Raw genomic sequence first — 18,218 nt, 5'->3', positions numbered from 1 at the left:
AAATCCTTGTCAGATTGCGGGAGGAGGCAGGCGACGGCAGATTCGCCACATCGCCAGCGCACTTAAAAAGGGAACCGCCGCCAGTGCCAGCCACGGAATGACCGCAGCGGGTGATGGAATTAGCGCGTTATCAAGCAGGCCGCCGAGCAGGAAATTGCCCGCCAGCACTGCGATGCCGCCCATCGACGAGAGCGCACCGTAATGTGCGCCGAGATTATGTTGCCCGGCAAAGCGTGGAATGAGATCCATCCCGACCGGCACAATCAGCATCTGGCCGACAGTCAGCAGGGTGATCAGCAATACAGATGGCAGCAGCCGCAGCCAGCCTTGTGGCGGTATCGTCCAGGCGAACAGCGCGACAGCGACAAATGCGGCAGAGAGCAATCCGAAGCCCGCAGGTAAAATGCGTGAGGCTCCCATCCGGCGTGCAAAACGCGCCAGCGGCATTTGCAGTCCGATCACCAGAACCGAAGCCAGCACGAACAATGGCCCGAGATCTTGCTCACTGCCGCCAGAACGGCGCAGTTCGACCGGCAGCGCCAGATAGAGCTGGTTGTAGCTGAACAGGTACGCGCTGTAGGCGATGATAAAAGCCACAAAACGCGGCTGACGGAACGTCTCCCACCACGGCACAATTTTCAGTTCTGTGGCGCGTTTTGGCGTGGCGGGCAGGGTGAAAAACAGCACCAGCAGCGCAATCAGAAACAGTCCGGAACCGGCCAGCGCTACCGGCTGAAAACCGTATCCGGAAAGCAGGGAGCCGAGCAGCGGCCCAAGCACTGCACCCAGTTCGGCACATACTGCTGACAGAGCAAACCATTCGGCGCGGCTGCGTTTTCCGGCTTTTTCGCTGTGGGTTCCGGCCTGCGCCAGCAGGGCTTCAATGGAAGGGGAAAACAGTGCGCCACCGATACCGGTCAGGCAGGCACCGAGGATCACGGGTGCCAGCGTGTCGGAAAGTCCGAGCAGCAAGAAACCGGCGATGCGCACCACGCAACCGAGCAGAATAATGAGACGTGCGCCGTAGCGATCTGATAACGCGCCGCCGAGTAAAAACATCCCTTGTTGTGAGAACGTCCGCAGACCCAGCACCAGCCCGATCGCCCAGCCGGAAAGCAGTAAATCATCGCGAAGAAAAATCGCCAGAAATGGCACGACAGCATAAAAGCCAATATTAAAAACCAGACTGCTGGCGAGGAGCAGCGGCGGTTTGGGCGCAGAAGGGCGCGCAATAAAACGGGTCAGCATCCGGTTATCCGTTAACGATCAAAGGTAAATGAGGTATGGCGTTGAGCAAATGCCGCGTATGAGTATGGTCCGGAGAACGCAAAACGTCCTGCGTGGCGCGATCTTCTACAATCTCACCGCCGTGCATCACCAGCAGACGCTCGCACAAACCGGCGACCATCGAAATATCATGTGTCACCATCAGCAGGCCCATGCCATTTTGCTGCGTCACCTGTTGCAGCAGCTGTTTGACCTGCGCACGCAGCGGCAGATCCAGACCGCTGACCGGCTCATCGGCCACCAGAAATTGCGGGCGGATCGCCAGCGCACGGGCAATCGCCACACGCTGTGCCTGTCCGCCGGAAAGCTCGCCTGCCGTCCGGGAGGTGAGAGTGTCGCTGAGACTCACCTGCGCCATCACATCGCTGACCCGCAAACTAATATCGCCTTTAAAACCCAGACGTTTCAGCGGTTCGGCAATAATCTGACCGATCGTCTGCGCAGGTGGCAATGAGCCTGCAGGATCCTGCGGAATATACTGCACGCACCGCCGGTATTCCCGCAAAGACCGTGCTGAGCCCGGGCGGATTTCTGTACCCGCGCAATACACTTTTCCGCTGTCGGGTGCTTCGAGCGCCAGAAGAATTTTCAGCAGGGAAGACTTACCGCAGCCGGAGGCACCCACCAGTCCGAGAGTTTCGTGGCGGCTTACGCGTAGCGACAAATGCTCAAACAGCGTCGTGTGCTGTCTGCGCCAGAAGGCACGCGGTAGCGCATGATGACGGCTGACGTTATGCAGATGCATAAAGGGTTCGCTGACCAGATGCAGTGAAGTTTCCATCAGACTGCAACCCCGCACAGTGACGCAGCATTCTGATGCAGCATGGCGGCCTGTCTGGCGGCGTGAACCAGTTGTCTGGAATACGGATGTTGCGGGCGGCTGAGCAACTGCGACATCGCGGCAGATTCCACCAGAACACCGTTTTCCATCACCAGTGCGCGCTCGCATAATTGCGCGGCGACGGCGATATCGTGGGTGATAAACAGCAGCGCACGTGAAGGGCGGGCAAAACAGGCTGTACGCATGGCCTGCAAAACCTGATGCTGGGTTAACACATCCAGCGCGGTCGTCGGCTCGTCCGCCACCAGCAACGCTGCGCGGGATTGCATTGCCAGCGCAAGGCACAAACGCTGGCGCTGGCCACCGGAAAGTTCAGCCGGATAACGTGAAGAGAATCGCGCAATATCGCCCAGCCCGACGGCGTCCAGCATGGCGTGTATGTCATCAGTGGTTGCGGCGGGCAGGGCGAGGCGCAGCTGTTTTCCAAGTGTCATCAGCGGGTTCAGTGCGGTGGAGGAATCCTGAAAAACGGTGGCGACACGGCTGTATGCGGAACGTGATACCGGCGGTTTGCCGCAAACTTCTGCGCCATTCACCCGGATACTGCCGCTGAGTCCCGCGCCTGCGGGCGCAGTGCCAGTGATCGCCCTGGCGGTCAGAGATTTGCCTGAGCCGGAAGCGCCGAGCAGACAAACGCGCTCGCCTGCGTTGATGCTGAAGCTCAAACCGGAAATACGATTTTCACCGGCGAGCCGCATTGTCAGTCCTTCAACCACCAGAACCGGCTCAGTTTTTTGTTTATTGTCTTGCGCCATCCCTGAACCCGTCCATCCAAGCGTTTTCTTGATATGTGATAACATAACAAATTGTGTCAATTTGATGCAAAAGGTTTTGTGTTTTTTTCTCTGTCATCTTCTTGCGTCCTGCATTTTTTTGCCCGTTGCAAAAACAACAGGGCAAAAAAGTCCTCCACCTGCACAACCCTGAGCAACAGCCTTTCAGAAGCAGAATGTTAGGTTAAATGCATCTTTTTTCGGCCGCCTTCCGTAAGCCGGCATCCTGAGTAAAGGTGTTGAAATAATGGCGAGTTATTTTTTCTCCAGCCCGCGCGTGTACTTTGGCGACGGCGCCCTCACGGCATTAAACAGCCTGATTAATAAGAAAGTGGCGATTGTCACCGATGAATTTATGATGACGTCAGGCAAGGTCGCGTATCTGACGGAACAGATGCCGCAGGCCACGGTATCGGTGTATGGCAAGGTCAGGCCGGATCCGGACACGGATATTTTGCACGAAGGCGCGGCACAGTTTAAAGCCTTCCGGCCACAGGTGATTATTGCACTGGGCGGCGGGTCTTCGCTGGATGCTGCCAAAGGCATCAAAGTGACGCTGGAAGACCACTATCAGCGGACCGATTCTCGGCAATATGACATCGAACTGATCGCCATTCCGACGACCAGCGGTTCAGGTTCGGAAGTGACGTCCTATGCGATTATTTCTGACCCGCAGAATGGCCGCAAATACCCGCTGGTTTCGCAGGCACTCGTACCGGATACCGCCATTCTTGATCCGCAACTGGTGCTGAGTGTACCGCGACATATCGCGGTAGATACCGGAATGGACGTGCTGACTCATGCCATCGAAGCACTGGTTTCTACCGGCGCTAATGATTTCAGTGATGCACTGGCCGAAAAAGCCATCGCCCTGACGTGGCAGCATTTGCCGCAGATTTATGAGAATGATAAAGACGTCGCGGCGCGGACTCATATGCATAACGCTTCCTGCATGGCGGGCATGGCATTTAACTCGGCCGGCCTTGGGCTGGTGCATGGCATGGCACACGCCATCGGCGGAATGTTGCATATTCCGCACGGTAAAATTAATGCCATGTTGTTGCCGTTAGTCACCGAATTTAACGCCGCGCATGCCTCGCCTGAAACGACCCGCCGTTACTGTCTGTGCGCCCAAATTATGGGTATCGCAACTGCTGATCCACAAGACATGATTTCCCAACTGGTGGAGCGCCTCCGACAGTTAAACCAGCAATTTGGTATCCCCTGCAGCTTAAAAGAACTCGGCACGGATCTGGCCGCATATGAAACGATGCGCCCCTTGCTTACACAGGCCGTGCTGGCCGATGGTTGCACCGCTTCCAACCCCTGTACGCCTTGTGCGCAGAGTATTGACCTGCTGCTTTCCTGCATCGCTGAAACCGGCGAATACCGCGCACCGAAGTTTGCTGTGCCTGTCGGTATTTCTAACCGCCACGTGCATTTGTGCCGTGAAGATATGGATGTGTTGTTCGGATATGACTCGACGCTGACGCGTCTGAAAGCGGTTAAACAACCCGGTCAGTTTGCTGCGGAAGAGACCGTTACCTTGCGTACGCCCAAGGGTGATATTCCCAATGTGCGTGTCCTCGGGCCGCTGCGCAGCGTCACGCAGATTGAAATTTCAGTGGCCGACAGTTTTGCGCTGGGCGTGAAAGCGCCGGTGAGAATGTCAGGCGATCTGGAAAATTCGCCAGGTGTCGAGCTGGTCGGGCCGAAAGGACAAGTCAGCAAACCGCACGGGACCATTGTGGCCTGGAGACACATTCATATCTCCCCGCAGGAAGCAGAACACCACGGTTTGCGCGATGGCATGGAAATCGATTTGCAGGCACAGGGCCAGCGGGCGGGCATTCTGAGCCATGTGCTGGTGCGGGTCAGTGCGGATGCAGTGCCGGAATTGCATATCGATGTGGAAGAAGCCAACGGCCTGGGGCTGCGCAACGGCGACCTGCTGTTTCGGACCGGCAAGGTGACGCACCCATGAATACGCCGGAGCTTCAGCGTTTGTCACGGCTGATTGATAAGTCGATTGCGGAGCTGCTGGTGCGCGAACGTGCGGCACGCAATGCAGGATGCAAAACCGTGCGCGTGGTGATCACCGGCAGCGATCTGACGACCTTGCCACAGACTCTGAAAAGCCTGCGGGCGCTTGAATCTGCCGGTTATGTGCTCCGGGTGATGTTTTCATACAGCGCCGGAGAGTCCGGGCTGAAAACTGCATTACTATCTGAAATACAATTAGTTAGCGGCATCGATGAGTTTTCAACGCTGACTGACGACAGCCTGTATTTGCCGGCGCTTTCCACCAACAGCCTGAGCAAAATCGCGCTGGGATTACGCGATAACCTCGCGACTACGCAAGTTTTTCACGCGCTCAGCTTAAACACGCCGGTGATTGTCACACTCAATTCCGAACTGCTGCATCTCAGTGACAGTGCGTTTGCGCCGCCGCTGCAGGCCCGGCTGAATGATTATATTGATACGCTCAGGCAATACGGCATTGCGATAAAAGGCCTTGAAGACACTGCCTGCCAAAAGCGACTGATCACAATGAATGATATCCGTCTTCATCACACCAGCGGCTCGCTGCGCATTGGCCGTAACACGCTGATTACGCCCGCTGCGCAAGATGAAATTCGCCGACAGAACATCACCGTGATCCGGTGAACCGGAGGAATTATGTATCTGGCAAAAGTGACCGGCGCGCTGGTCTCGACCACCAAACACGTCTCGTTAAACGGGGCCAAATTACTGATGGTTGCGCGGCTGGATGAGCATTACCAGCCCACCGGCAGCGCCCAAGTGGCGGTGGATTTCGTCGGGGCAGGCAATGGCGAAATCGTCATTATCTCCACCGGCAGTTCGGCGCGCATGAGCAACAGCAAAGAGCATTCTGTGATTGATGCCGCCGTTGTTGGCATCGTCGATCCGCAAGATCTGTCTTAAGGAAACGCTATGTCTGAACAACTCGATGGCTGGATCAGCGCGGCGATTACCGTCCAGGGAACGGGTTCGCAGTGCACGTTTAGCCTGGATGACGGCGCCTTGCTGGCGCGGTTTGCCGCTGAAGAAGCGCTGAGTATTGGCGTGCCAATGGTGTTCAGCCTGGCGGATGCCAGCGGCCATCAGCGCTATTTCTTCAGCATGGAGAATGCATTGCTGATAAGCCACCAGCTTGCGCCGGAAAAAGCCCGCACCGCCGTGGCGCTCAAAATGCCCACTCACGAACTTGCTGCGTTGATTCAACCGGGCGCAGCGCTTTACAGCCTGCAACATCAAAACGGCATTTGCTGCATTGGTGGCGGACTACCGTGCTGGTCGAAGGGGATTTTACTTGGCGGGATTGGCATCAGCGGCGGCACGGTTGAACAAGATCTGACTGTCGCGCGCAACACGCTCACACGCTTCAGCGTCGCCCGCTTTGTACTCACAACAGGAAATGATTAACAGGGGTCAACATGTCCTTCGGTTCACTGGTTTTAGTTATTAACTGCGGGTCATCCTCGCTGAAATTTTCGCTGATCCCGTCTGATTCAGGCGCGCCGGTGTTGTCGGGTCTGGCTGAAAGACTGGGGCTGGATAACGCCAGCATGACGCTAAAAAACAGTCACGGACAGAAGACCACGGTGGCGCTGAGCGAAGCCAGCCACGTTTGCGCGCTGAAAGTGCTGTTCAGGGAACTGGCAGAACGCCAGTGGTTGCCTGCGGTACAGGCTATCGGACATCGTGTCGCCCATGGCGGCAATGAATTCAAACAATCGGTTCGCCTCACGCCGGAGGTCATCGAAAAAATTCGTGCGCTGTCGGCGCTGGCGCCTCTGCATAACCCGGCGAATCTGACCGGCATCGAAGCGGCCATCGCACTGCTGCCTCAGGTGCCACAGGTCGCGGTGTTTGATACCGCGTTTCATCAGACACTGCCTGCGGCGGCCTACACCTACGCCATTCCGCTGGAATATCAGCAAAGCTATCAGGTCCGCCGTTACGGATTTCATGGCACCTCGCATCGTTATATTGCGGGCGAAGCGCTGACAATGCTGGATCTCGACCCGGCCGATCATGGCATTCTGATTGCCCATCTTGGTAACGGTTCTTCGGTATGTGCTGTGCAAAACGGGCGCAGCGTGGATACCTCAATGGGCATGACGCCGCTGGAAGGGCTGGTGATGGGGACACGCTGTGGCGATCTGGATTTTGGTGCTGCGGCGCATATTGCGACCTGTACCGGTCAGAGTATCGATGCGTTGTACAAAATGGTGAATAACCAGTCAGGATTACTGGGATTATCCGGGTTATCCAGTGATTGCCGCACCTTACTGGAAGCGCGCGGGCAGGGTGATGCCCGGGCAACGCTGGCAATAGATGTGATGGTTCACCGGCTGGCGCGCCATCTGGGGGCGCATCTGACCTCACTGAAACGACTCGATGCGCTAATTTTTACGGGTGGGATTGGCGAGAATTCAGCGCTGATCCGCGAACTGACGCTTGCGCGGCTTGGTGTGCTGGGGCTGAAACTGGACGCGCAGAAAAATCATCACACCTGCGGCGGTCGCACGGGCGTTATCTCATTGCCTGGTTCCTCGCGTGTAGTCGTGATCCCGACCAATGAAGAAAAAATGATAGCGCTGGATGCGGTGGCGATTTGCGCCGCGCAGACGGTGAATTAATTAAAAAGAAAACAAAGAGATTTTATTGTCCGGTTGCCGGATGAAATAACAAGAAAGTCCGGCTGGCGGGCAAAACATTTTATCGTGAAGTCCTTATTATCATTGTGCGTGAATAGTTTACCTGCAGGATATAAGTGCGCGGTTTTCTGGCCGACGTTAATAACACTGCATTAATTAATTTCCCAACTCAATATCAGAGGTCGTTATGCAACAAGAAGCGTTAGGTATGGTTGAAACAAAAGGTCTGGTTTCTGCAATTGAAGCCGCAGATACCATGGTTAAATCCGCCAATGTCACTCTGGTTGGTTATGAAAAAATCGGCTCAGGGCTGGTTACTGTCATGGTGCGCGGCGATGTTGGTGCAGTGAAAGCGGCGACGGATGCCGGTTCTGCTGCGGCGCTCAAAGTTGGCGAACTGGTATCTGTACATGTTATTCCTCGCCCGCATATTGAAGTTGAAAAAATTCTTCCAAAAGCCGTCGGCTAATAAAGGTCGGTAAACAGTTGTCGGTTAATAACCCCAGAGGATACTGACCATGAGAGATAATCTTGTTGAGCAGATTATATCTGAAGTAGTGAATAAACAGACCAGCGACAATGCCAGGGATAAAAAAGCCGCCAGTATTGCTGGTTGCGGGTTAACGGAATTTGTCGGCACCGCGCTCGGACATACTATTGGTCTGGTTATTGCCAATGTCGATCATCAGTTACATGACGTCATGAATATCGACAAGAAATATCGCTCTATTGGTATTCTTGGGGCGAGAACCGGTGCGGGTCCGCATATATTTGCGGCAGATGAAGCAGTGAAAGCCACCAACAGCGAAATATTATCGGTGGAACTGGCGCGTGATACTGAAGGCGGCGGCGGGCACGGATGTTTAATTATTTTTGGTGCTACTGATGTGTCCGATGTCCGCCGTGCTATTGAAGTGGCGCTGTCAGAGATTGAACGCACGATGGGCGATGTTTACGGCTCTCCGGCCGGTCATCTTGAATTCCAGTACACAGCACGTGCCAGTTTTGCGCTGAATAAAGCTTTCGGTGCGCCGGTCGGTAAAGCCTTCGGCATGACTTGTGCGTCACCTGCGGCCATCGGCGTGGTCATTGCCGATGTGGCGGCCAAATCGGCAGTGATCGAGCCGGTGGGTTACGCCAGTCCGTCGAAAGGTACCAGTTTTAGCAACGAAGTCATTTTCACCTTTGCCGGTGATTCTGGTGCAGTGCGACAGGCCGTAATTGCAGCACGTGAAGTCGGGCTGCAACTGCTTGCCACGCTGGATCCGACGCCTATCAGCTCTACCACCAAGCCCTACATTTAAGGGTTAACCTGGCGAAGCGACGTGAAGTAAGGAATTAACAGCATGAATGATATTGAAATTGCTCAGGCGGTCTCCAACGTGCTGAGCAGGTTTACCAAAACAACGTCAGATACTGCGCCTGAGGCAGTGTCTGAAATCGCTCAGGCAACGGGCGGTGACACGCTCGACGCCATTGTTGCCAGAGCGCTGGCGCAGGCACCTTCTAAAGCTCCTGCAACGGCGGTGCATTCACCGGCATGTGAGGCAGGCAACGGTGCGTTTGCTTCCATGGATGAAGCGATTGCCGCGGCAGTGCTGGCGCAGGTACAGTATCGCCACTGTTCAATGCAGGATCGGGCGACGTTTGTTCAGGGCATCCGCGATGTATTCCTGCAGGACGCCGTTTTGCAGGATATTTCCCGCATGGCGGTAGAAGAAACCGGCATGGGCAATTACGCCGACAAGCTGACCAAAAACCGCGTGGCGGCACAGAAAACCCCCGGGCTGGAAGATCTCGTTACCGGCGCGCTGAGTGGTGACAGCGGCCTGACCCTGACGGAGTTTTCTGCTTACGGGGTTATCGGTTCGATCACGCCGACCACCAATCCGACAGAAACCATCATCAACAACAGTATCGGTATGCTGGCGGCAGGCAATTCCGTGGTATTCAGCCCGCATCCGCGCTCCCGCAACGTTTCTTTATACTGTGTTGAACTGATTAACCAGAAACTCGCCGCCCTGGGCGCGCCGGCCAATCTGGTGGTGACGGTAACACAGCCTTCCATCGACAACACCCGCTCGCTGATCAACGACCCTCGCATCAATATGCTGGTGGCGACCGGCGGTCCGGCGATTGTGAAAACGGTAATGTCATCCGGTAAAAAAGCGATTGGTGCCGGTGCAGGCAATCCGCCCGCAGTGGTCGATGAAACCGCCGATATTGAAAAGGCAGCCCGCGACATCATTCGCGGATGTAGCTTCGATAATAATTTACCGTGCGTGGCCGAAAAAGAAGTGATTGTCGTCAATCAGGTAGCGGATTATCTGATCCATTGCATGAAAAAAAGCGGTGGCTATTTACTGTGTGACAAACAACTTATCCGCCAGCTGGAATCTCTGGTGCTGAACGAAAAAGGCTCCGGTCCTGACACCGCTTTTGTTGGCAAAGATGCTCGCTATATTCTGCAACAACTGGGCGTCAGTGCGCCGGAAGACACTAAAGTGATACTGATTGAAACCGAGAAAAATCATCCGTTTGTAGTGCATGAACTGATGATGCCGGTGCTGCCGGTGGTGCGGGTCGATAATGTGGATGAAGCCATTGAATTGGCGGTGCAGGTCGAACATGGCAACCGCCATACCGCCATCATGCATTCAACCAACGTTGAAAAGCTGACCAAAATGGCCCGGCAGATCCAGACCACGATTTTCGTCAAAAACGGGCCTTCTTATGCCGGGTTGGGTGTCGGCGGCGAAGGGCATGCCACCTTTACCATTGCCGGACCCACCGGAGAAGGGCTGACGTCAGCGCGTTCATTTGCCAGAACCCGTCGCTGCGTGATGGTCGAGGCCCTTAACGTCAGATAAGGGGCGTCGATGAAAAAACGCATTATTAATGCCCCGACCCCGGACATCGTGGCGATGATAAAACGCAGAATGCCCGGGGAATTTCGTTCAAGGCTTGATCTTATCCGTATCGATGCGATCGGCATGATTATGTTGCCGGTGCCGGATCTGTATTTTTACGCCGATGCTGCCAGTAAAAGCGCCAATGTTGTGGTCTCGGAAATATTCGGTAGTTGTCCACAACATATTACGACGCTTGCTATTTTTGGCGAAGTCGCCGCGGTAAATGAAGCCATGCGAATAATAGAAGACGATAACAATAATAGCGCTTTCTGATTATCCGCTAATAAAAACTATTACTGCCGCAAGGTTAAATCACTCATTTCGGGAGTTACACTATGTTAGAGAAAGGTTTTTCTAATCCGACCGAACGTGTTGTCAGACTCAAAAATATGATCCTGCATGCGAAACCTTATGTTGAATCGGAACGCGCAGTATTAGCAACGCAGGCGTATCAAGAAAATGAACAACTGCCCGCTATTATGCGCAGGGCACGCGTGGTCGAAAAAATATTTAATGAGCTGCCGGTAACTATTCGTCCCGACGAGCTGATTGTTGGCGCGGTGACGATTAATCCACGCTCCACTGAAATCTGTCCTGAATTCTCTTACGACTGGGTAGAAAAAGAATTTAATACCATGGAACATCGGGTCGCCGACCCGTTTATTATCCCGAAAAAAACGGCTGATGATTTGCATGAGGCGTTTAAATACTGGCCGGGAAAAACTACCAGTTCACTGGCGGCATCTTATATGTCGGAAGGCACCAAAGAAAGTATGGCCAGCGGCGTATTTACCGTCGGCAACTATTTCTATGGTGGTGTCGGCCATGTCAGTGTGGATTACGGCAAAATACTGAAAATCGGCTTCCGAGGAATTATTAACCTGGTGACCCGTCAGCTGGAAGCTCTGGACCGTTCCGAACCGGGATATATTAAAAAAGAACAATTCTACAATGCCGTGATTATCAGCTATCAGGCGGCAATCAATTTTGCGCATCGCTACGCGCAGGAAGCGACACGTCTTGCGCAGCTGGAAAGTAATCCAACGCGTAAGCGCGAACTGGAACAAATTGCCCAAAACTGTACGCGGGTGCCGGAAAACGGTGCCAGCAATTTCTGGGAAGCCTGTCAAACCTTCTGGTTCCTGCAAAGCATGTTGCAGATAGAATCCAGCGGTCACTCCATTTCCCCGGGGCGTTTCGATCAGTACATGTACCCGTATCTGGCCGCTGATACTTCCATCTCGAAAGAATTCGCGCAGGAGCTGGTGGATTGCTGCTGGATAAAGCTTAACGACATCAACAAAACCCGCGATGAAATTTCCGCACAGGCATTTGCCGGTTACGCCGTGTTCCAGAACTTGTGCGTCGGTGGTCAGACTGAAGATGGCCGCGATGCCACCAACCCCCTGACTTATATGTGCATGGAAGCCACTGCGCATGTGCGCCTGCCACAGCCGTCTTTCTCCATTCGCGTCTGGCAGGGTACGCCGGACGAATTCCTCTACCGCGCCTGTGAACTGGTGCGCATGGGGCTGGGCGTTCCGGCAATGTATAACGATGAAGTGATCATCCCGGCGCTGCAAAACCGTGGTGTTTCTCTGCACGATGCCCGTGACTATTGCATTATCGGTTGCGTCGAACCGCAGGCACCTCATCGTACCGAAGGCTGGCATGATGCGGCATTCTTCAATGTGGCGAAGGTGCTGGAAATCACACTGAACAATGGCCGCGTGGGCAGTAAACAATTAGGACCGGTGACCGGCGAAATGACCGGATATGCCAGCATTGATGACTTCTTCACTGCCTTCAAAAAACAGATGGCACACTTCGTTCATCAGCTGGTCGAGGCCTGTAACAGTGTCGATATCGCCCACGGCGAGCGCTGCCCGTTACCGTTCCTTTCTGCACTGGTGGATGACTGCATTGGTCGTGGTAAATCATTACAGGATGGCGGAGCAATCTACAACTTTACCGGCCCGCAGGCCTTTGGTATCGCTGACACCGGGGATTCTGTTTACGCCATTCAGAAGCAAGTTTTTGAAGACCGCAAACTGTCAATGACTGAGCTGAAAAGCGCGCTGGACGCCAACTTCGGTCATGCCATCGGCAGCGTTCCTCATCAAGCAGGCGGTAAGTCATCGCTCGGCGAGCAGGAAATTCATGAGATGGTGAAACGCATCATCAGTCAGCATGGTTCTCTCGATCCGGCGGCGATTAAAAATGAAGTTTACCGCCAGCTTGCCAGCAGCACTTCTGCGGCTCCGGCTGGCAATAACCCGCGCTTTGAAGAGATTCGCCACATTCTGGAAAACTCACCGTGCTTTGGTAACGACATCGACGAAGTGGATTTGGTGGCGCGCAACTGTGCGCTGATTTACTGCCAGGAAGTCGAAAAATACACTAACCCGCGTGGCGGCCAGTTCCAGGCCGGGATCTATCCGGTTTCCGCTAACGTTTTGTTCGGCAAAGATGTGGCTGCACTGCCGGACGGACGCATGGCGAAAGAACCCCTGGCTGACGGTGTATCACCGCGTCAGGGCAAGGATACACAGGGGCCAACGGCAGCGGCTAACTCAGTGGCTAAACTCGATCATTTCATTGCCTCCAATGGCACGTTGTACAACCAGAAATTCCTGCCGTCTGCTCTGGCCGGTGAACAGGGGCTACGTCATTTCAGCGGATTGGTGCGTAACTACTTTGATAAGAAAGGTATGCATGTCCAGTTCAACGTCATTGACCGTAACACTCTGATTGAAGCGCAGAACAATCCACAACAACATCAGGATCTTGTGGTGCGGGTCGCCGGATACAGTGCGCAGTTTGTGGTGCTGGCGAAAGAGGTGCAGGACGACATTATCAGCCGTACAGAACAGCAATTCTGATCAGCTACCTTCACGGGCTATGTAGCAATACATAGCCCGTTTTTTAAATAACCTGTGGCGCTGATGGCGGGTCAAGTTATGAATAAAGTCGATTATGAGATGGAAGGCGTGCTGTTTAATATTCAGCGCTATTCTTTGCATGACGGGCCGGGGATCCGCACTATTCCTTTTTTTAAAGGTTGTCCGCTGTCATGCAAATGGTGCAGTAATCCGGAATCACAACGTCCTACGCCGGAATTAATTTTCAAGAAGAGCGATTGTATTCGCTGTGGTAAATGCATTGAGGCATGCAAGCAGCAGGCATTATCTGTAAGTAATGCTTTCTTTATTGATCGCGAACGTTGTATTCAGTGCGGCGAATGTACGCAGGTCTGTCCGACACAGGCTCTTGAAATGAAAGGTAAACGCATGACGGTCGCTGACGTTATGCGGGAATTACAAAAGGAAGAAAATCTCTACCGCCGTTCGGGCGGCGGCATCACGCTTTCCGGCGGTGAACCGCTGGCGCAGCCTGCTTTTGCCCGGGAACTGCTGAAAGCCTGTAAGGAAAAGGGCTGGCACACGGCCATCGAAACGACCGGTTTTACCACGCCGGAGGTGATTGCCGATGTATTCCCTTACGTTGATCTGGCACTTACCGACATTAAAGCAATCAATCCGGCCATTCATCTGGCGAATACCGGAATTGAAAATAGTCAGATCCTGGAGAATTTGCTGCGTATTTCATTCCTGACCAAAACCATTGTGCGTATTCCGGTGATCCCTGGCGTGAATGATAATCCCGAAGAAATACACAATATTGCGGAATTTGCGCGGCTGATGTCTAACGTCGATACCTTGCATTTATTGCCTTATCACTCTTTTGGTGAAAATAAGTATGGCCTGCTGGGGCGTATTTATCCGATGGGCGAAGCAGACAGTATTGCCGAATCGAAAATGGAATTATTAAAAAGAGAAGTTGAGTCGTCTGGTTTTCATTGCCATATCGGCGGCTGAGTTTCCGTTAAGGAAATCCAGCCTTATAAAACAATTATCGGGAAGGGTCGTTGTATGAATGATTCAGTGAAGACGCAATGTATTGCGGAATTTCTTGGTACCGGCTTATTTTTGTTTTTTGGCATCAGCTGTCTTGCGGCAGTAAAAGTTGCAGGAGCCAGTTTTGGGTTGTGGGAAATCTGCATTGTGTGGGGGCTGGGGATTTCGCTGGCTGTCTATCTCACCGCAGGCATTTCCGGCGCACACCTGAATCCCGCGATCACCATCGCTCTGTGGCTGTTTGCGCGTTTTCCCGCCCGTAAAGTGGTGCCATATATTATCGCCCAGGTGGCCGGGGCATTCGGCGGCGCGCTGCTGGCATACATGTTCTACCATAATCTGTTTATCAATTTTGAAACCGCCAACCATATGGTACGCGGCAGTGTGGAAAGCCTTCAACTGGCCAGCATTTTCAGTACTTATCCTTCGGCAGCCATCAGCGTGTGGCAGGCGGCGTTTATCGAAATCGTCATAACTTCGATTCTGATGGGGCTGATCATGGCGCTGACCGACGACGGCAACGGCGTGCCGCGTGGCCCGTTAGGTCCGTTGCTGATCGGCATTTTGGTCGCGGTTCTTGGCGCTTCCACCGGTCCGCTGACTGGTTTTGCCATGAATCCGGCGCGTGATTTTGGCCCAAAATTATTCACTTTCTTTGCCGGTTGGGGTGACATCGCCATGACCGGCGGTCGGGACATTCCTTATTTCCTGATCCCAATTATTGCGCCTGTTATCGGTGCTTGCCTGGGTGCTGCGGTGTATCGCCTGTGTATCGGTAAAAACCTGCCGGGTAACGCGCCGGTGGCGGAAGTTGCCAAACCTTAGATTTCATTCAGCCCGTAGAAACAGCCCATAAAAAACGGCGGTGCCAATGCATCGCCGTTTTTCTATCTGCAGATTACGTTTATTTGCTTTAGGTTTATTTTCTACGGCCAGCACCACGAGGCTTTTGGCTGGGGTTTACAGTGACCGTTGATTGTTCCTTCTTCGGTGCCTCTTCTGAAAAATCCATACATGTGGATTGATCCGGCGTTTCTTCCACATTCAGTTCTTCCACATTCAGCACCGGAATAGTTTGTGGGTTTTCAAAGAGCACGGGTTCAGCTTCAGGCTCGGCAGCGGTTATGCCAAGGGTATCTGCAGAATAAATCATGCATTCAATGTGTTGCGCCGTGCGGGCAATCACTTTGTGCGCATAAACGGTGCCTACTTTGCTGGCCGCCATCACACCCGCTGTGATCCCCGCGTTAATCGCGCCGATTTCGCCTTCGAATTTGACGGTGACCATACCGCCACCTTTGGTGAGTTCATAGCCGATAAGCGTAACGTGCGCGGATTTTATCGCGGCATCCGCAGCTTCTATTGCCGCGGCCAGACCGACGGTTTCAATTAATCCCAAACTTTGTCCGGGCATAAGTCGCTCCTGTTAACAGATTCAAGGTGAAGTGCGTCGCGCACTGTTTCAGGCGTTATCGCGTAGTGCCTGTGCTTTATCGGTCTTTTCCCAGGGGAAAATGTCGCGACCAAAATGGCCGTAGCAGGCAGTCTGACGGTAACGCGGGACGAGCAAATCCAGTGTCGCGATGATGCCGCTGACGCTGAGGTCAAAATGTCGGTTCACCCGCTGCACCAGCTGTTGCTCCGTCAGCGGGCTGCTGCCAAAAGTGTCGATACGGATGGCGACCGGGCGGGGCAGGCCGATGGCCCAGGCGAACTGGACTTCGCAACGTTCTGCCAGCCCCGCCGCGACAATATTTTTTGCCACATAGCGTGCGGCATAAGCGGCCGAGCGATCGACTTTCGACGGATCTTTACCCGAAAACGCACCGCCGCCATGACGGGCTACGCCGCCGTAGGTATCTACAATGATTTTCCTGCCAGTCAGACCACAATCGGCTGCCGGACCGCCGGTGATAAATTGTCCGGCGGGGTTGATCAAAATACGGGTTTGCGGCGTTAGCAAGCGGGCGGGAATAACCGGTTTGATGATATCTTCCAGCACCACTTCGCGAAGTTGTGTAAGAGAAATCTCCGGGCAATGCTGTGTTGAAATCACCAGCGTATCGGCGGATACCACCTGATGCTGCCGATAGCGCAACGTCACCTGGCTTTTGGCGTCGGGACGCAGGAAGGGCAGGTACCCCGACTGGCGTAACGCCGCCTGACGCGCCATCAGCCGGTGCGCATATACCAGCGTCGCAGGCATATATTCCGGCGTTTCATTGCAGGCATATCCGAAAGTGATGCCCTGATCGCCCGCGCCCAGTGAGTCAGAGGTTGTGCCGCCGATACCTTGTGCGATTTCGGCAGACTGTTTACCCAGCATATTCAGTACGGCGCAGGTTGCGCCATCGAAACCCAGGCTGGAATGGTTGTAGCCAATTTCTTTAATGGTGTGGCGGATAACTGATTCGATATCAACATGGGCGGTTGAGCTGATCTCCCCGGCCACAATGGCTACGCCGGTTTTGACCAGGCATTCACATGCCACTCTGGCCTGAGGATCCTGTAATAGAAAGGCGTCCAGAATGGCATCGGCTATCTGGTCGGCCATTTTATCCGGGTGCCCGGCGGCAACCGATTCAGAGGTAAAAAGAGAGTCTTCCAAAGTCGCGCCACGTTGTTCAAAGGTTCCCCCATGGTAGGGGGCGGCGGCTGAAAGCAACGTAAATTATCTTGCGGGCAGGGTGGACTTTTTTGCCCTTACGGCGAGCCTGCGCACAAAATTAGCCCGCTTGTGAATTGACGGGTTCCGGTGCGACGATTTTACGGAAATCAGAAGGTGACATGCCGGTCTCTTTTTTAAATATCCGGCAGAAGTAGTTGGCGTCCTGATATGACAGTTCCAGCGCGATGGTGTTGATTCTGAGTTCGCTGAACTGCAGAAGTGATTTGGCTACGCTTAACTTGCGGGCAGCGATGTAATTTGAAAAACCATAGCCGGTCATTTTCTTGAAGGCCCGGCTCAGATAGCAGGAACTGACGAAGGAGCGTGCGGCAATGTCGTCGAGCGTCAGATTATTAAGAATATTTTTCTCAATATGGAATCTGGCGCGATCGATAAAACTCATGGTGCCCGAAAAGTGCTTTAGTGCATGGTCGAAAACGTCTTCGCTAATGCTTAGCAAGCTGGTCATGATGCGGAAATAGGCTCCCGGCGTAATGCCAGACTGGCTGATTTCCTGGATCATTGCCGTCACTTTCTTCCCGGCGGGCAGTCCTTTATCTCCCAATGAAGAAAGATGCTGATGCAGTAATTCGAGTATATCCGTTAGTAATTTGCGTTGACTGATGCCGGAAGGCGTACCCGCGCAGGCGTCATCGAGCGCATTCAACAGAAACTGATGCCATCGATGATAATCGCAGTGTTCGATCATCTCGCCGACAGATTGTTTGAGTGCCCGTGACGCCGCAATGTCCATATCACTGACTTCCAGGGTTTTGCTGATGGCATCGGTCAGTGTGCTTTTCTTCACCGGTTTCAGCAGATAATCATCCACTTTCAGGTTCAGCATGCTGCGCACAATATCAAAATCGTCATTAGCGGTAGTGACAATGACTTTGGTGCTGGCACTTTTGGTGCGCAGATATTCAATCACCTGATTGCCGTTAGGCAGCGGAATATTGATATCGACCAACATCATATCGATTTGATCGAGCTGGTCGATCAGCTGGATGGCTTTTTTGCCGGTATTGGCTTCATGCACCACGGAATTATCGACGTACTGAGACACAATGCGTCGTAAAGATTCAGATTCAATCAGTTCATCTTCTACAATCACAATATTGTACATAGTCTTTTC

General features: G+C 53.6%; 18 protein-coding genes. 12 read left to right on the top strand and 6 right to left on the bottom strand.

All coding sequences use genetic code 11. The features are described 5' to 3' along the window. Positions 1-9: 9 nt before the first annotated feature. Genes ACM615_RS15015 through ACM615_RS15005 form a run of 3 tightly spaced genes read right to left on the bottom strand, consistent with a single transcriptional unit; the run spans position 10 to position 2,883 of the window. On the bottom strand, positions 10-1,248 hold the full coding sequence (locus tag ACM615_RS15015) for an MFS transporter (protein ID WP_431012110.1): 1,239 nt from the start codon (positions 1,246-1,248) through the stop codon (positions 10-12). 4 nt (positions 1,249-1,252) lie between these two features. Beyond that, complete coding sequence (locus ACM615_RS15010) at positions 1,253-2,068, bottom strand: ABC transporter ATP-binding protein (RefSeq protein WP_431012109.1); 816 nt, start codon at positions 2,066-2,068, stop codon at positions 1,253-1,255. Further along, positions 2,068-2,883 (bottom strand): ATP-binding cassette domain-containing protein, encoded by an 816-nt coding sequence (locus ACM615_RS15005; RefSeq protein WP_159281655.1) that lies wholly within the window; start codon positions 2,881-2,883, stop codon positions 2,068-2,070. Before ACM615_RS15005 ends, ACM615_RS15010 begins: the two co-directional genes overlap by 1 nt. Before the next feature lie 265 nt (positions 2,884-3,148). On the opposite strand from ACM615_RS15005, the gene pduL reads away from it, so the two are divergent. From pduL to pduF, 12 genes are all read left to right on the top strand, one after another. Then, complete coding sequence (pduL, locus tag ACM615_RS15000) at positions 3,149-4,885, top strand: phosphate propanoyltransferase (RefSeq protein WP_310503046.1); 1,737 nt, start codon at positions 3,149-3,151, stop codon at positions 4,883-4,885. Further along, on the top strand, positions 4,882-5,568 hold the full coding sequence (locus ACM615_RS14995) for a flavoprotein (RefSeq protein WP_129638136.1): 687 nt from the start codon (positions 4,882-4,884) through the stop codon (positions 5,566-5,568). The genes pduL and ACM615_RS14995 overlap by 4 nt, the downstream gene beginning before the upstream one ends. Positions 5,569-5,580: 12 nt before the next feature. Then, complete coding sequence (grpN, locus tag ACM615_RS14990; protein WP_112289088.1) at positions 5,581-5,847, top strand: microcompartment shell vertex protein GrpN; 267 nt, start codon at positions 5,581-5,583, stop codon at positions 5,845-5,847. A 9-nt stretch (positions 5,848-5,856) separates the two neighbouring features. Further along, the gene (locus ACM615_RS14985) at positions 5,857-6,348 is read left to right on the top strand and encodes a GlcG/HbpS family heme-binding protein (protein ID WP_129638137.1); all 492 of its coding nucleotides are present in this window, start codon (positions 5,857-5,859) and stop codon (positions 6,346-6,348) included. 11 nt (positions 6,349-6,359) lie between these two features. Then, positions 6,360-7,568 (top strand): propionate kinase, encoded by a 1,209-nt coding sequence (gene tdcD, locus ACM615_RS14980; RefSeq protein ID WP_431012108.1) that lies wholly within the window; start codon positions 6,360-6,362, stop codon positions 7,566-7,568. A gap of 205 nt (positions 7,569-7,773) precedes the next feature. Next, a complete protein-coding gene (gene grpH, locus ACM615_RS14975) occupies positions 7,774-8,055 on the top strand; it encodes a propanediol utilization system shell hexameric protein GrpH (RefSeq protein ID WP_095925478.1) in 282 nt (93 codons plus the stop codon). 49 nt (positions 8,056-8,104) lie between these two features. After that, positions 8,105-8,890 carry a propanediol utilization microcompartment protein PduB gene (gene pduB / locus ACM615_RS14970; protein WP_112289091.1) on the top strand — a complete coding sequence of 262 codons (786 nt, stop codon included), beginning with the start codon at positions 8,105-8,107 and terminating at the stop codon, positions 8,888-8,890. Positions 8,891-8,932: 42 nt separating this feature from the next. Then, positions 8,933-10,456 (top strand): aldehyde dehydrogenase family protein, encoded by a 1,524-nt coding sequence (locus ACM615_RS14965; protein ID WP_431012107.1) that lies wholly within the window; start codon positions 8,933-8,935, stop codon positions 10,454-10,456. Positions 10,457-10,465: 9 nt separating this feature from the next. Then, the gene (locus tag ACM615_RS14960; RefSeq protein ID WP_112289093.1) at positions 10,466-10,771 is read left to right on the top strand and encodes a BMC domain-containing protein; all 306 of its coding nucleotides are present in this window, start codon (positions 10,466-10,468) and stop codon (positions 10,769-10,771) included. Between the two features lie 62 nt (positions 10,772-10,833). Next, positions 10,834-13,380 carry a glycyl radical diol dehydratase GrpM gene (gene grpM, locus ACM615_RS14955; RefSeq protein WP_431012106.1) on the top strand — a complete coding sequence of 849 codons (2,547 nt, stop codon included), beginning with the start codon at positions 10,834-10,836 and terminating at the stop codon, positions 13,378-13,380. Between the two features lie 78 nt (positions 13,381-13,458). Further along, positions 13,459-14,376, top strand: a complete 918-nt coding sequence (locus ACM615_RS14950) for a glycyl-radical enzyme activating protein (RefSeq protein WP_129638141.1) — start codon at positions 13,459-13,461, stop codon at positions 14,374-14,376. Between the two features lie 54 nt (positions 14,377-14,430). Beyond that, entirely contained in the window at positions 14,431-15,240 is an 810-nt protein-coding gene (gene pduF / locus ACM615_RS14945; protein WP_129638142.1) for a propanediol diffusion facilitator PduF, read from the top strand. A gap of 94 nt (positions 15,241-15,334) precedes the next feature. Here the strand turns inward: pduF and ACM615_RS14940 are convergent, their stop codons facing one another. From ACM615_RS14940 to ACM615_RS14930, 3 genes are all read right to left on the bottom strand, one after another. Beyond that, positions 15,335-15,829, bottom strand: a complete 495-nt coding sequence (locus tag ACM615_RS14940) for a BMC domain-containing protein (protein ID WP_129638143.1) — start codon at positions 15,827-15,829, stop codon at positions 15,335-15,337. Positions 15,830-15,877: 48 nt separating this feature from the next. After that, positions 15,878-17,023, bottom strand: a complete 1,146-nt coding sequence (gene metK, locus ACM615_RS14935; RefSeq protein WP_240783286.1) for a methionine adenosyltransferase — start codon at positions 17,021-17,023, stop codon at positions 15,878-15,880. Positions 17,024-17,141: 118 nt separating this feature from the next. Beyond that, the gene (locus tag ACM615_RS14930) at positions 17,142-18,209 is read right to left on the bottom strand and encodes an AraC family transcriptional regulator (RefSeq protein ID WP_431012105.1); all 1,068 of its coding nucleotides are present in this window, start codon (positions 18,207-18,209) and stop codon (positions 17,142-17,144) included. Between the last annotated feature and the right edge of the window lie 9 nt (positions 18,210-18,218).

The organism is Rahnella sp. PAMC25617 (assembly GCF_050606005.1).
Classification (GTDB): Bacteria; Pseudomonadota; Gammaproteobacteria; order Enterobacterales; family Enterobacteriaceae; genus Rahnella; species Rahnella variigena.
This window is presented reverse-complemented; position numbering and strand designations above follow the sequence as displayed.